The sequence below is a fragment of the Moraxella cuniculi DSM 21768 genome, assembly GCF_900156515.1.
Lineage (GTDB): Bacteria > Pseudomonadota > Gammaproteobacteria > Pseudomonadales > Moraxellaceae > Moraxella > Moraxella cuniculi.
Window position 1 is genome coordinate 79,226 of the sequence record NZ_FTNU01000001.1, and the last position, 14,673, is coordinate 93,898.

The window sequence follows — 14,673 nt, forward strand, 5'->3', positions numbered from 1 at the left end:
CAGTATGCCATTCACTATAGCAAGTTTTTGTCAATTTGGCAAAATGTTCTATTGAAATTAAGGCTGGCTTGATAAAAAATACAAAAATTTGTGCATTGTTTTCACCGCTTGGCTAAAGTAAGCGGTATAATATTAATTTTGGCAACCATCAAGGAATATTTATGCTAAGCATTGCAAAAACCACCGACACGCAGGATAATTTGGGTATCATACCAAAAATGGCAAACCGACACGGACTTATTGCAGGAGCGACAGGCACGGGCAAGACCATCAGTTTGCGTAAAATGGCAGAGGCTTTTAGTCAGGCAGGCGTGCCTGTATTTTTGGCCGATGTAAAAGGTGATTTGTCAGGCATGGTGCAGGCAGGCACCGCCACAGGCAAAGTTGGTGAGCGTATGGCACAATTTGGGCTGTCTGATGAGTATCTGTCAGGCTTTCCTGTGCGGTTTTGGGATGTGTATGCAGAGACTGGGATTGCGGTGCGAGTTACCATATCGCAGCTTGGCAGTGCGTTACTATCTCGCTTGATGGGGCTAAATGACACTCAAGAAGGCTTGCTAAATCTTGTCTTTAAGGTTGCTGATGACAGAGGTTGGCATTTGCTTGACTTAAAAGATTTGCGTGCCATGCTTGGCTTTGTGGCGGAGAATGCTGCCGAATTTCGCACGCAATATGGCAATATCTCAGCAGCCAGCATTGGTGCAATCCAGCGGCAGTTATTGCAGCTTGAGAGCGAGGGGGCGGATAAGTTTTTTGGTGAGCCATCATTAAATCTGCAAGACTGGCTACAAACTGATGGCGGCAAGGGGGTAATCAATATCCTAAACAGCGATAAACTCATGCGTTCGCCTCGTTTGTATGCGGCATTTTTGCTGTGGTTTTTGGCAGAGATTTTTGAGACTTTTCCTGAAGTGGGCGATTTGGATAAGCCAAAATTTGTGCTGTTTTTTGACGAGGCACATTTGTTGTTTGATGAGATGCCACAAGCACTGACCAAGCAGATTGAGCAAGTGGTGCGGTTGATTCGCTCAAAGGGCGTGGGTGTGTATTTTGTTACCCAAAATCCACTGGATTTGCCAGATACAATCTTAGGACAGCTTGGCAATCGCATTCAGCATGCCTTGCGTGCATTTACGCCTAGGGATCAAAAGGCAGTCAAAGCTGCCGCAGAGACTTTTCGCAGTACTGAGAAATTTTCTGTTGCGACCGCCATCAGTGAGCTTGGCGTTGGCGAGGCTTTGGTGTCATTTTTGGACGCAGATGGTATGCCAAGTGTGGTTGAGCGAGCGTATATTTTGCCGCCGTCATCACAGCTGGCTCCGCTTAGTGCAGCCGAGCAGCAGGCGAGTTATCAGCAGGATATTTTATACCCTCATTATAAAGATATGCTGGATAATTATTCAGCGTTTGAGGCGTTGGCTGATGAGCGTGCCGCCAGCGAGGAACGCACAGCACAGCCATCTGATGACACCAATACCAAAGAAAAAGCAGCCGAAAAGTCTGAAGCGGGCGTGCTTGAGGGATTTTTGGGCGGCTTGACAGGTGGACGCAAAAAATCAGGGCAGGGCGTGGCGTATAATGTCGCTGATCAGCTGGGCAGTCAGTTGAATAAGCAGGCGAGCCGTGCCATCAGCCGTGGTCTGATGGGCGTGATTAAAAATTTGCTAAAATAACTGTCAGAACAATAAGATTACGGCAAGTCAATGGCTTGCCGTTTTTACCAACGGTTGTTATTGCTGTTTTGCAAAAAATCACTGGCCGCTTTGCTGATGCCATCAATTGACTGACTGGCAAGTTTGCCAAGTTTTAACGCCTGCATTGGCGTATGCAGTTGCCAGCCGTTGTCTTCATAAGACAGCTGCCAAGCGATTAAGGTTTTGCAATCAGGTTCAATCTGCGAAAAGCTGATACTGTGTGCTTTGGGATTGTCTTTATCGCCCAGATGTATCATGCCTTTGTCGGCGGCACGCAATGGTTGATTGTGATAACTGTTTAGTACAACTAACAAATGTTTGGCGGTATTGGGTAGTTCATTGAGGCGTAATTGCATTTGCTCTTGGGCAATCAAACTTTCCTCAAAACTTTTGGCACCGACCAGTGCATCGCCTTGGTGGCGAATGGATTCATTGGCATTACGCAAATTGCCATACCAGATTTTTTCGACAACTTGCATTGATTTGTCAAGCACGATGCAGGATAAATCAATATCCATCGCAATTGGTGCATCGCTGACAAGTGGCAATTTGGCAAGCATGGCTGCCAGCCCTGTTTTTTCTAGGCTGGTAAAATGATAGCTTAAGCCAATCAATAAAGTGTCGCCAAGCGTGCCATCACTTAGCGATATGAGTTCATAATGTTGCTTTAAGACATGAGTATTGTTTGACATGATAAATTTTGGTTTGGCTGATAGTTATTATGGCGGTTTTGGCAATGGCTCAAAAGCACAAAAATCCCAAGGCGTACTTTGGTATTCAAAAGTGGCAGAAATCCAAAACCAGCGATTGGCTACCATCATACCCTATCTGGGCGGAATTTTCGAGCATGGCAACAAAATTATGACAAAAATGCAACTTGTAACAAACTGGCACAAATGCCACACAAGATTGTCAGTCGCCATTGTGTTTTGTTGCCCTGCCAAAGCAGTGCAGTCAGTCAAAAATCTTGCCCGAATTGATGATGCCATTTGGGTCAAATGCTGCCTTGATGGCTTTCATGTAGGCGATTTCTTCGGGACTGCGGCTGTAGTGCAGATAGGGTTTTTTGGTCATGCCAACGCCATGTTCGGCAGAGATTGAGCCGTGGTATTTTTTGACAGTCTCAAAGACAAAAGCATTGACCGTTTGGCATTTTGCAAAAAACTCTTCTTTGCTAAGTGTTGCAGGTTTTAGGATATTTAGGTGCAGGTTGCCATCACCGATATGCCCAAACCAGCAGATTTCAAAATCAGGATAATTTTCCTTGACCACAGCTTCGATATCGGCAATGAAATCGCCCAGATGGCTGATAAGTACCGAGATGTCATTTTTATAAGGAGTGAAAACTGAGATGGTTTCAGAAATGCACTCACGCAGTTTCCACAACTCTTGGAGCTGGGCGATGCTTTGGCTCATCACGCCATCAACAATCAAGCCAGCTTCGGCAGCAGACTCAAACACTGCCATCGCAGTCTCTAGCACCTCATCGCTTACCGCCTCAAACTCAAGCAAAACATAAAACGGCGTTTGGCTGTCAAAAGGTGCTTTGGTATGACCTGCGTCGATGACTTTATCAACAGCAATTTGGTCAAAAAATTCAAAAGCGGTCAGTGTCAATGCCTTGCCAAATTTATCAAGCAGTGCCACAATGCTGTCAAAATCAGGCACGCCAAGCACCATGGCTGTCAGATTGACAGGGGGTTTTTCAAGTTTAATCAGGGCTTTGGTAACAAACCCCAGCGTCCCTTCGGCACCGATAAACAGATGACGCAAATCATAACCTGTGGCGTTTTTTAGCATACCGCCATTGAGATTTAGCACATCGCCTTTGCCAGTAACAACAGTCAGACCCAAAATCTGGTTGCGTGTCATGCCGTAGCGAATCACCTTGATGCCGCCTGCATTTGTGCCGATATTGCCACCGATTTGACTTGAACCAGAGGAGGCAAAATCCACCGCATAGTACAAATCTTGACTTTCGGCAAACTCTTGCAAGGCTTTGGTAACAACACCTGCCTCAACTTCTACTATGCGGTCAGCCGCATAAAACTTGCCAATGTTGTTCATTTTATCAAAACTGACCACCACCTCGCCTTGTGCTGCCACAGCTGCTGCTGACAGTCCTGTGCGACCACCGCTTGGCACCAGTGGCGTGCGATGCTCATTTGCCAAACGCACAATGGTTGCAACTTCTTCGGTGGTTTTTGGGAAAAGTACCGCTTGGCAGTTGCTCTGAAAATGCACCGTCCAATCACGACCCCAGTGCGTGCAAGACTCACTGTCGGTTTTGACGCTAAGTTCAGGCAGGGTGATGGCGATGGCGTCCAAAAAGGCTTGATGTGTATTCATAGTTTACTCGATTGCTGGTTTGGAATGTTCATCAAACAACACTTGACAAAAATAATCGCTATCATAGCAGATTATCGATAATTTTTTAATGATTTTTTCAAGACACTGGCTGTGAATTGTTGAATAAACGGGCAAATTTAGCATCGCCCATGCCAAAAAGCAGTCTGGGGTGGGCAGTAGCAACAAATGTGCGTGTTGATTTTTATCTTTGGCAAAATTTGTTATAATAAGCAACCCAAGATTAATTAGGCAATGACAATGACAACCCAAACCACCAAAAAAGCCGAACTGCTCTGTCCCGCTGGCACTTTTAAAAATATGCAATATGCCTTTGCTTATGGGGCGGATGCTGTCTATGCAGGGCAGGCACGCTACAGCTTGCGTGTGCGTAATAATGATTTTGATGAAGAGAATTTGGCAAAAGGCATTGCTTATGCACATTCGCTTGGCAAAAAGTTTTATGTGGTGGTCAATATCCAAGCACACAACGCCAAGCTCAAGACCTTTATCGAAGACATTCGCCCTGTGATTGAGATGAATCCTGATGCACTGATTATGTCGGATGCTGGCATGATTATGATGGTGCGAGAGCATTTTCCCCATCAACAAATTCATTTGTCAGTGCAAGCCAATGCGGTCAATTGGGCAACGGTAAAATTTTGGCAACAGATGGGCGTAAGTCGTGTCATTGTTAGTCGTGAATTATCCTTAAAAGAGATTGAACAAATCATTGCCGAAGTGCCTGATATGGAGATTGAGGTATTTGTTCATGGGGCGTTGTGCATGGCGTACTCGGGTCGTTGTTTATTATCAGGCTATATCAACAAACGAGATGCCAACCAAGGCACTTGCACCAATGCTTGCCGTTGGTCTTATAATACTTATAAAGCCACAGAAAATGAAACGGGCGACATCGTACCAGTTACCCAAAGCACGAACACCGCTCAAGTCTTTGTGCCAAATCAAGCCACTGACAGCAACGCCATTGGCAACATCAATCTAAACGGCGATGTGGTGATGGGCGATGATTATGTAGAAAAACCGTCCGATGAAGTAGTGCTGATCGAAGAACAAGGCCGCAAGGGTGAGTTAATGGCAATGTATGAGGACGAGCATGGTACTTATATCATGAATTCCAAGGACTTGCGTGCGGTGGAGTTGGTGCCTGATTTGGTCAATATGGGCGTGCATTCTTTGAAGATTGAGGGGCGTACCAAGTCGCATTATTATGTTGCTCGCACTGCCCAAGTTTATCGCCGTGCCATTGATGATGCGGTTGCAGGAAAACCGTTTGACACAAGTCTCATCACCGCTCTTGATGGGCTTGCCAATCGTGGCTATACTGAGGGTTTTTTACGCCGCCATGTACATGCTGATTATCAAAATTATGAATATGGTTCATCAAAAACTGACCATCAGCAATTTGTGGCGGAAGTTGTGGATATCTGTGCGGAGTTTTTGACCTTAGAAATAAAAAACAAACTCATGGTGGGTGATGAGATCGAAATCATGACCCCAAAAGGCAATTTGACCTACACGCTTACCAAGATGTGGGACAAAAAAGGCAATGAAATAGATGGTGCGTTGGGTTCTGGCTGGACTGCCAAAATCGCCAATCCATTTAGCGATATATCGCATGAAGATTTGCAATTTGCTCTTGTGATGAAAAGCGTGAGTGAGGCGATTTATACTTGATGAAACCTATTTTGAAATGGGCTGGTGGCAAATCATCCCTGATTAATGAAATAACCAAACATTTTCCTGCTTATGTGTATGAGCGTGATTTTTGCTTGATAGAGCCGTTTGTTGGAGGTGGGGCAGTGTCTTTTTGGGCATTGTCGAATTTACCACATCTCAAAAAACTTATCATTAATGATTATAATACCGATTTAATTAACTTGTACTCTGTTATCCGTGAGCAGTCTCATCAATTTATAGATGAAGTGCAAAACTTGCAACGGATGTACGATCAATTGCAGACTATAGAAGATAAAAAGCCTATTTACTACCAACTGCGTGACCTGTTTAATGAGCGTTCACAGTCTAATATTATCCAAGCCAGTTTATTTGTTTTTTTAAATAAAGCAGGATTTAATGGTTTGTATCGTGTTAATAAAAACAATCAATTCAATGTCCCGATAGGCAGTTATAAAAAACCACAATTAATCAACAGTCATAATGTTTTAAAATTATCTGAAAAATTAAAAAATGTTGAAATTTTGGCAGGGGATTTTGAACAGACCCTTGAATTTATTCCACAAAATATGCCTTGCTTATTTTATATCGATCCCCCTTATCGCCCAATTAGTGATACGGCCAGTTTTACCGCCTATGCCAACAATTCATTTGATGATGATGAACAAAAACGCTTGGCACAATTTTGTAGAAAAATTCATAAATTGGGTCATGATTTTATACTAAGTAATTCTGACCCTAAAAACCATAATATTAATGATGATTTCTTTGATGAGCTGTATAGTGGATTTAATATTCAGCGTATCCAAGCCAACCGAGCAATCAGTGCCAAAGGATCGGGGCGTGCAAGTATTAATGAATTGCTTATTATTAATAAGAGAAATTTAAATATGAAAATTGATTTTGATGAGTTTTTTGAAGGTTTATCAGAAACCAACGCTACCCTAGATTATTTTACAGATTTTACAAAGGTAAAAGCTAATGTCAATCTTATAGAACTAAAATTAAATCAACTTAATTATTTAATTGGTAAAGATGATTTAAAAACAGCTGTTACTACACTATATCAAGAATGCCCTAGTGTATTTTCAGTATTGGAAATTTTAATTGCAGTAAGACAAAAAGAGAAAAAGAAAACCTTAAATACTCAAGGGCAAGTGGTTACATTGCAAAGTTATTTAACATCAGTGGATAAAATTGTTGAGTTTATCGAAGATACAGGATTGGCAGATATTTTTAGAGATAGAAATATCAAAAATCTAGTAGATTATGTTTTTGGTATAGAAGTTGGTTTGGATACCAATGCTAGAAAAAATCGCGGTGGAGATAATATGTCTAAAGCGGTCTCTTTGCTATTTGACAATGCAAATATTTATTATAAAACAGAAGTTAAAAATACTATTTTCCCAGAAATTGAAAGTTTAGGTGATGATGTTAAGCGATTTGATTTTGTAATCAAAACCAAAGTAAAAACTTATGTGATTGAAACTAATTATTATAACGGAGGTGGCTCAAAACTAAATGAAGTAGCACGAGCTTATACTGATGTAGCACCTAAAATCAATCAATATGCTCAATATGAATTTGTCTGGATTACCGATGGTCAGGGTTGGAAAACAGCCAAAAATAAATTACAAGAGGCTTATCGCCATATTCCTTCGGTCTATAATTTACTAACATTAAAGGATTTTATTGCTCGGGTGCAGCAAGAAGGTATCTTAAGTGATTGGTAATCAAAAATTTCTATTGGAGCCTTATTTTGAAAATAAAGATAAAGCTTTTACACTTTTTCATGGAAATTCACTAGATATTTTATCCAGAGTAAATCATAAATTTAATATGATTTTTGCCGATCCTCCCTATTTTTTATCTAATAATGGTTTAACGGTTAAAAATGGAGTGATTCAGTCTGTTAATAAAGGTGAATGGGATAGCAACTTATCTGTGGATGATGTTGATAAATTTACCCATGATTGGTTATTGATGACACGAGAAGTGTTGGTGGATAATGGTACTATTTGGATTAGTGGTACGCACCATAATATTTTTACTTTGGGCAAAACGCTTGAGCAATTGGGATTTAAAATACTGAATATGATTACATGGGAAAAACCCAATCCACCACCTAATTTTTCTTGTCGCTATTTTACCTATTCTACCGAATGGATTATTTGGGCAAGAAAATATGCCAAAATTCCCCATTATTTTGATTATCAGCTGATGAAAAAATTAAACTCTAATAAGCAAATGAAAGATGTGTGGAGATTGCCTGCCGTTCAATCATGGGAGAAATATCAAGGCAAACACCCAACCCAAAAGCCTCTGGGTTTATTATCTAGGATTATTTTGGCTTCAACCCAAAAAGGTGATTTGATTTTAGATCCTTTTGCAGGATCTGCCACCACAGGCATTGCAGCCTATTTATTAGACAGAAAGTTTATCGGCATCGACCAAGAGCGACAATATTTACAAATTGCCAAAAATCGCTATCTTGCCATCAATGATGATACAAAAATATTCCTAAAACAAAAAATTCGTGAACAAATAAGTTTGATATAATAGCATTTATTTATCATTTTATCCCAATGGCACTAAAAATCACCACTGACTGCATTAACTGCGACATTTGCGAGCCAGAATGCCCCAATGATGCGATAAGCTACGATCAAAAAGGTCAAAAAACCTATGTCATCAACCCCGACCTATGCACCGAGTGCGTGGGTTTTTATGATGAACCGACCTGTGATAAGGTCTGCCCGATTGATTGTATCATCAAAGATCCCAATTATCCTGAGGATAATGATGAATTGTTGGCAAAATACAAGCGAATTTGGCAAAAATAAACCTGCCCAAAGGCAGGCTTAGGCTTGATTTAGGCGGTGAGTGCTTGTTTTACCAATCCTGAAATCACGGCAGGATCAGCAAGACCCACCGTTTGTTCTTTGACGGCATTCATCACTTTGCCCATATCCTTCATGCCTTGAGCTTCGGTTGCCAAGATGGTGGCTTTGATGATGGCAACAAGCTCTGCCTCGTCAAGCTGGGCTGGCAAAAACTGACTGATGGTATCAATCTCAAACTGCTCTTTATTTGCCAAATCCTCACGGCCATTGGCTGTATAAATCTCCAAAGATTCTTGGCGTTGTTTGATTTGTTTTTGTAGCAATTCCAAGATGGCGGTATCGCCAAGCTCAGTTTGGCTATCAATTTCTACCTTTTTGATGGCAGCTTGGACATTGCGAAGGACTTTGACGGTGTCCATTTCTCGTGCTTTCATTGCGGATTTGATGGTGTCATTTAGCGTGTCTTTTAGACTCATGATGGCTCCTGTGTGGTTATGGTCTGTTCGTTGTTTTGTAGCGTTAGCAATCTGTCATAAACAGTGGATTTTTTTAGCTGCAGCACATCAGCAACGATGGCGGCGGCTTTTTTTGGGGGTAGCTCTTGGGCGATGCGTAATAGCCATTCGTCATATTCGGTAGTGCTATGCGTCTTGGTGTTGCCTGCAACAACCAGTACGATTTCGCCCTTTTGTTGATTGCTGTCTTGTTTGACAAATTCCAGCAGCTGTGCCAGTGGCAGTTTTTTTATGGTTTCAAAAGTTTTGGTAAGTTCGCGGCACAAAGTGGCTTCTCGCTCACCGCCAAATACGGCAATCATATCCGTCAAGCAGTCAATAATGCGGTGCGGTGCTTCATAAAAAATCAAAGTTTCGCTGCATTTTTGCCAACTGTTCAAGGCGGCGATGCGTCCATGGGATTTTGCAGGTAAAAATCCCAAAAAGCTAAACTTATCTGATGCCAATCCAGCGACAGACAGGGCGGCAATCATCGCACAAGCCCCAACAATAGGCACAACGCCAATGCCTTGCTCGTGGGCGGCACGCACCAAGCGAAAGCCTGGGTCTGAGATAAGTGGCGTGCCAGCATCGCTGATAAGTGCAATCGATTGTCCTGATTGTAGCTTATCGATGAGTTTGGGCGTTTGGCTGTCGGCGTTATGCTCATGATAGGCAAGCGTTGGGGTGTTGATGTTAAAAAATTTTAACAAAACTGCCGAAGTGCGAGTATCCTCACAGGCGATAATATCAGCTGACTTTAGTGTGTCAATGGCACGCTGACTGATATCGGATAAGTTACCGATGGGCGTAGCAACGATATATAGCAGACCTGTCATATCATGCACCTGTGTGATTGTCTGATGACTCGGCAACGGGCAGTTGTAGCCATTCGCCCAGCACCAAAGCAAGCTCTTGCAGTCCTTGTTTTTTTAGTGCTGAAAACAACTGAATGCTAAAGGGCAACTCCAAAGATTGCAATTGTTGTTTGGTGGCAAGCAGAGCTGATTTTTGGGCACCGTGCTTTAGTTTGTCGGCTTTGGTAAGTAGCACATGCACAGGCAGTCCGCCGTCTTTTGCCCAATGCAGCATCTGCTCATCAAAGTATTTTAAGGGGTGGCGTATGTCAGTCATCAGCACCAGCCCCACCAGTGATTTGCGTGAAACGAGATATTCCTCAAGCTCTTTTTGCCATTTGATTTTCATTGCCTCAGGCACGGCAGCATAGCCATAACCGGGCAAATCAACAATGCGAGAATTCTCACTGCCAACGCCAAAAAAGTTAATCATCTGCGTGCGACCGGGGGTTTTTGAGGAGCGAGCCAGCTGTTTTTGTTGGGTGATGGTATTAATGGCAGAGGACTTGCCTGCATTAGAACGCCCAGCAAAAGCCACCTCAAAACCTACATCATCAGGGCAGAGCTTAAAGGTGGGAGCAGACAACAAAAATTCCGTCTGATGGATTTTTTTTAAATAATCGTTGGCGTGATGATTTGACATGGTTTGATAAATTTAACAAAATAAGTTGTAGTATATCATTAAACACGCTAAAATCACCAATTTTAATCATTGATTTGGTTTGGGCTTGGAGATTGGTGATATTTTGGGCAGTTTGTGCTGGCTTTGCCATGATTTATGATATTGTGTGGATTGTTTTGATGAAATTTTGCCAAAAAATCATACTTTTTTGAAAAAATGTTGCCAAAGCCACAATTTTTGTAGGAAAATTGAGCCAATTCTTGCTATAATATAGCCATTGTTCATGATATTTTGGTTTTGGTCGCCAAGCAATGCACGCCAATTGGCAAGTTGTTCAGCTTATCAAGACCGAGCCGCAACCAATTACAACATCACCCAAGACTTAGCCAAGTTAGTAGGAAATTGTTATGAAACCTGCAAAAAAAGCAACTTTAGCCAAATTCGCACTTGCAAGCTCAATTGGCATCGCCAGCCTGTCAGCTTATGCTGCTTCTTATCCCGTGCCTGCTTATAATATTGAGGCAGGTAAAGCCATTGTTGAGAATAACTGTGCCGCCTGTCATGGTGCCAATGGCGTGAGCGTTGCTCCATTACAGCCAAACCTTGGCGGACAAAATATCAAATACCTATACAAGCAGCTGGTGGATTTTAAGACCAAGGCTCGCCGCAATGGTGTGATGGAGGCTCAATTGGTGGGCTTGACCCAGCAGGATTTGGCAGATGTTGCAGGATATTATGCCAGTCAAGCACCATGGACACCGGGCTACGGCAATAAGGCAACTGCCGCCGAAGCGACCAAGTTGTACCTAGGTGGTGATAAGACCCGTGGCGTTATCCCTTGTGCAGGTTGCCATGATCCAAAAGGCTCAGGCAATGCCTTTGCCGCATTCCCTCGTTTGGGTGGTCAGCACGCCTCTTATCTGGCATTGCAACTAAAACTATTCCGTGCTGCAGGTCGTGAAGATGAGGTGGCAACTGACATGGAAGTGCGTACCAATGATGCTGCCAAAAAAGGCGAAAAAGGCATGATGCAAATGGTTGCAGCACGCCTATCTGACCGTGATATTAAGATTTTGTCTGAATATCTGTCAGCGGTGCATTGATTGATAGTTTTGCTGTATGTCAAAATTTGCCAAAAGCCTCCGTTGTGGGGCTTTTGTTGTTTTGGTTCGGCTTATGGGCTTGTATTGGGTTTTGTGCTAAAATAGTGCAAATTTTATCATGGTAGAAAATATGCTGCATCGATATACGGTATTTTTTGTTGCTTGTGCTTTGCCTTTATTGATCACAGGGCAGATTGCACCAAATATGGCTTATCAGCTGGATTTTTGGCTGATGTGGTTGCTTGCGATGGTGCTGGTTGGCTTGCCAGTGTTGTTTGCTGAGTTGGCATTGTCGGCACGGTCGGCAGCTTTGCCATGGCAGGGCATTCAAAAACTCACTCGTGAAGCTGATGCTGGCATGATTTGGCGTGCGTTTGCAGCATTGTCAGTGCTGGTGGCGGTATTATTGGCAGCTGGGATTGCCTCGCGGATTGCGGTTGGCGTTGCGGCACAGTTCGGTGAGTTGGTGCGACAAGCAGGCGTGCCGATGATGGCGATGTCAGCGGTGGTGATGGCGGTGGCATTAATCTTAAGTTTATTAAGAGTGCGTTTGTTATTTGTTGGCACGCTACTTGTTATCTTTGGGGCGATGTTGTCGCTGTTTGACAGTGCGGTGAGCGTGCCACTGCTTACTGAGCCAAGCCTTGGTGAGTGGTCTCAGGCAGTGTTGTTGGCATTATTAAGCGTCGGGGCGGGCAGTGGTTTGTATTGGTTTGGTTCAGCAACCATTGCCAATAATGTCATGCAAGCCAAAAAACCTTTGGCGGGCTATATTTTGCCAATTTGGCTGACGCAGTTAATTTTTGGGGCATTGGCAATTTTGGCAGGCAGTGCAATGATTGGCGTGCCGTCTTTTTTGGTGAGTAGTGTGGGCATGCTGTTGATTGCGGCATTTTTGCTACACTATGCAGGCGTGCAACTGGTGCTGCGTTTTGGGCTATTGACAGGGGTGCTTGTGCTTGTGCTTTTGGTATTTGCACTTAGCGTTGTGCCGATGCAGTTTTTGGTGATTGTGGTAATTTTTATCAGTTTGCTGGCGGTGTTGTGCTTGGCGATATTTTCAGGTTTTGTGATGAAAATCAGTCATTTACGCAAAACTTTTAACATGAAAACTGAACTGCGTTACAACATTTGGCGTGTGCTGGTGCGTATCATTGTTCCGCTTGCGGTTGTGGCGGCATTGGCAGGCGTGGTGCTGGAGCTGGTTGCCTGATGCGTATATCGGTGGCTTGTGTAACGGCGGATTTGCAGCAGTATTATACAGAGCTGGATTTGGCGGTAGGGGCAACGATTTATGAAGCACTGCTAGCAACAGGGTGGCTTGATGATGCCAAATTTGCCGACTTTGCCACTTGGTGCGTCCAAAATCGCACCAATGAGCCAAATCATAAAGCATGGCGTGTCGGTATTTTTAGCCAAAAAAAACGCTTGGACACGCCTCTGGCAGAGGGTGATCGTGTGGAGATTTATCGTCCACTTAACATTGAGCCGATGGCAAAACGCAAAGCCTTGTCAAAAAAATCACGCAGCGAGCGTTCTTAACAAAAGCCTGTGCAGATGGTCAAGCTCAAAACCAGACAGCTTGGGCTTTTTAGATTATTATGCTGATAATTGGGCAGTCTTTCTGTAATTTGGCGTGTATTTTGTTGTCATAAATCCGCCTTTATTTGACAAATTTACCACTGACGACAGCAATCCATCGACAATTGCCATCAATGGGCTGAATAATTTTTTAAAAAGTCTTCGATGATTTTGTCCATACTGCTTTGGTTACTCTGTCGTTGCCGCCATAATCTTGGACGGTTTCAATTTCAACCCATTGATTTTGCTTGAAAATTTGTTGAACTTGGGGGGCTTGTTGCCAACCGTGTTCTAACATCAACGCCCCGTTTGGGTGCAAATAAAGCGGTGCGTTTTCGATAATTTTTTGCAAATCCGCCAGCCCATTTTGCCCAGCGACCAACGCCGAACGAGGCTCAAACCGCACATCGCCTTGGGTGAGGTTTTCATCATTTTGATCGATATAGGGCGGATTGCTCACGATCAAATGGAATTTCTGCGAGATTTGGGTAAACCAGTCGCTTTGCTGAATTTTAACATTATTTAGCCCTAAGGCTTGGCGATTTTGTTCGGCAAGTTCAACCGCTTGTGGCTCTCTATCGACCGCCACAATCTGCACCTTGTCGCCCAATTCCTGTGCCAACGCCAAGGCAATCGCCCCCGTCCCTGTGCCGAGATCGAGGATTTGCAAAATTTCCTCACAATCCGACCGCTTGTTCGCCCAATCGAGTGCCAATTCGACCAGCCGTTCCGTATCAGGGCGAGGAATGAGGGTGGCAGGGGAGACTTTGAGCGGTAGCGACCAAAACTCTTTTTCGCCCAAAATATACGCCATCGGTTCGCCTTTGGCACGCCGTGCCAGCAAAGTGGCTAACTGCTTTAATTCAGCCTCGCTCAACACCGTTTCCGCAAAGGCAAAAATGGCAGATTTTGAGCGTTTTGTCACCGCTTGCAACAGCAAATTTGCATCGGTTTTTGGATTTAAAAAGGGATCATTCCCCTGATTTTCCGCCAAGGTGGCAGTGGCGAAAGTGAGCCATTGCTGATAGGTTTTGGGGAAAAGTTGCACAACCGAAAACTTTTCATAAACGACCTCAAAATCCCCCGCAATTCCCGTTGGCAAGTTGTATGCTTGGCACTGCTCTTGGAAAAATGCGAGGTGGGCTGATTGCCAGTCTGCCAAGTTCCCTTCACCCTCTGCTTGTGCCTTTTCTTCGGTGATTTGTGCAAATGCAATGACCTCAACCGATTGCAATTCGATTTTGGCGACAGGCTGGTCGGCACTATCCAAAATAATGTGCTGATTGCCTACTTTGGGTAACGGCTCATCGGCTAAGGTGTAAAAACATTTGCCCGATGAAGTGGCTGTTTTTAAGCCAGCTGCGACCAGTGTTGCCAGATAATCAGGCTTTACGCCAAATTGCCATTGAGGAAGATCCATTTGCTGTCTCTATTT

General features: G+C 43.6%; 14 protein-coding genes. 8 read left to right on the forward strand and 6 right to left on the reverse strand.

Annotated elements, in window-relative coordinates; all coding sequences use genetic code 11:
• The first annotated feature begins 161 nt into the window (after window positions 1–161).
• A complete protein-coding gene (locus BW928_RS00375) occupies window positions 162–1,673 on the forward strand; it encodes a helicase HerA-like domain-containing protein (protein WP_076554223.1) in 1,512 nt (503 codons plus the stop codon).
• 44 nt (window positions 1,674–1,717) lie between these two features.
• Here BW928_RS00375 and BW928_RS00380 read toward each other — a convergent pair whose 3' ends face one another.
• Complete coding sequence (locus tag BW928_RS00380; RefSeq protein ID WP_076554225.1) at window positions 1,718–2,386, reverse strand: TerD family protein; 669 nt, start codon at window positions 2,384–2,386, stop codon at window positions 1,718–1,720.
• 262 nt (window positions 2,387–2,648) lie between these two features.
• The gene (locus tag BW928_RS00385; protein WP_076554227.1) at window positions 2,649–4,043 is read right to left on the reverse strand and encodes a D-2-hydroxyglutarate dehydrogenase; all 1,395 of its coding nucleotides are present in this window, start codon (window positions 4,041–4,043) and stop codon (window positions 2,649–2,651) included.
• A 258-nt stretch (window positions 4,044–4,301) separates the two neighbouring features.
• On the opposite strand from BW928_RS00385, the gene trhP reads away from it, so the two are divergent.
• The 4 genes from trhP to BW928_RS00415 are packed head-to-tail and all read left to right on the forward strand — an operon-like array spanning window position 4,302 to window position 8,581.
• Complete coding sequence (gene trhP / locus BW928_RS00395; protein ID WP_076554231.1) at window positions 4,302–5,738, forward strand: prephenate-dependent tRNA uridine(34) hydroxylase TrhP; 1,437 nt, start codon at window positions 4,302–4,304, stop codon at window positions 5,736–5,738.
• Window positions 5,738–7,471 carry a DpnII family type II restriction endonuclease gene (locus BW928_RS12030; protein ID WP_078309856.1) on the forward strand — a complete coding sequence of 578 codons (1,734 nt, stop codon included), beginning with the start codon at window positions 5,738–5,740 and terminating at the stop codon, window positions 7,469–7,471. Before trhP ends, BW928_RS12030 begins: the two co-directional genes overlap by 1 nt.
• Window positions 7,461–8,297, forward strand: a complete 837-nt coding sequence (locus BW928_RS00410; protein ID WP_227516513.1) for a DNA-methyltransferase — start codon at window positions 7,461–7,463, stop codon at window positions 8,295–8,297. The genes BW928_RS12030 and BW928_RS00410 overlap by 11 nt, the downstream gene beginning before the upstream one ends.
• Window positions 8,298–8,323: 26 nt before the next feature.
• Window positions 8,324–8,581, forward strand: a complete 258-nt coding sequence (locus tag BW928_RS00415; RefSeq protein ID WP_076554233.1) for a YfhL family 4Fe-4S dicluster ferredoxin — start codon at window positions 8,324–8,326, stop codon at window positions 8,579–8,581.
• Window positions 8,582–8,610: 29 nt separating this feature from the next.
• On the opposite strand, the gene BW928_RS00420 is transcribed toward BW928_RS00415, so the two are convergent.
• Genes BW928_RS00420 through yihA form a run of 3 tightly spaced genes read right to left on the reverse strand, consistent with a single transcriptional unit; the run spans window position 8,611 to window position 10,575 of the window.
• A complete protein-coding gene (locus BW928_RS00420; RefSeq protein ID WP_078309859.1) occupies window positions 8,611–9,057 on the reverse strand; it encodes a GatB/YqeY domain-containing protein in 447 nt (148 codons plus the stop codon).
• Entirely contained in the window at window positions 9,054–9,914 is an 861-nt protein-coding gene (gene rsmI, locus BW928_RS00425) for a 16S rRNA (cytidine(1402)-2'-O)-methyltransferase (RefSeq protein WP_076554237.1), read from the reverse strand. Before rsmI ends, BW928_RS00420 begins: the two co-directional genes overlap by 4 nt.
• Window position 9,915: 1 nt before the next feature.
• Window positions 9,916–10,575 carry a ribosome biogenesis GTP-binding protein YihA/YsxC gene (yihA, locus tag BW928_RS00430; RefSeq protein ID WP_076554239.1) on the reverse strand — a complete coding sequence of 220 codons (660 nt, stop codon included), beginning with the start codon at window positions 10,573–10,575 and terminating at the stop codon, window positions 9,916–9,918.
• A 386-nt stretch (window positions 10,576–10,961) separates the two neighbouring features.
• Between yihA and BW928_RS00435 the strand changes: the two genes are divergently transcribed.
• The 3 genes from BW928_RS00435 to BW928_RS00445 all read left to right on the forward strand — a co-directional run bounded on the left by BW928_RS00435 (window position 10,962) and on the right by BW928_RS00445 (window position 13,199).
• The gene (locus tag BW928_RS00435) at window positions 10,962–11,657 is read left to right on the forward strand and encodes a c-type cytochrome (RefSeq protein ID WP_076554241.1); all 696 of its coding nucleotides are present in this window, start codon (window positions 10,962–10,964) and stop codon (window positions 11,655–11,657) included.
• Window positions 11,658–11,787: 130 nt separating this feature from the next.
• The gene (locus BW928_RS00440) at window positions 11,788–12,870 is read left to right on the forward strand and encodes a hypothetical protein (protein ID WP_076554247.1); all 1,083 of its coding nucleotides are present in this window, start codon (window positions 11,788–11,790) and stop codon (window positions 12,868–12,870) included.
• Entirely contained in the window at window positions 12,870–13,199 is a 330-nt protein-coding gene (locus tag BW928_RS00445; protein ID WP_076554249.1) for an RnfH family protein, read from the forward strand. Before BW928_RS00440 ends, BW928_RS00445 begins: the two co-directional genes overlap by 1 nt.
• Before the next feature lie 190 nt (window positions 13,200–13,389).
• Here BW928_RS00445 and prmC read toward each other — a convergent pair whose 3' ends face one another.
• Window positions 13,390–14,658, reverse strand: coding sequence for a peptide chain release factor N(5)-glutamine methyltransferase (gene prmC / locus BW928_RS00450; RefSeq protein WP_076554251.1), 1,269 nt, complete (start codon window positions 14,656–14,658; stop codon window positions 13,390–13,392).
• Window positions 14,659–14,673 lie beyond the last annotated feature (15 nt).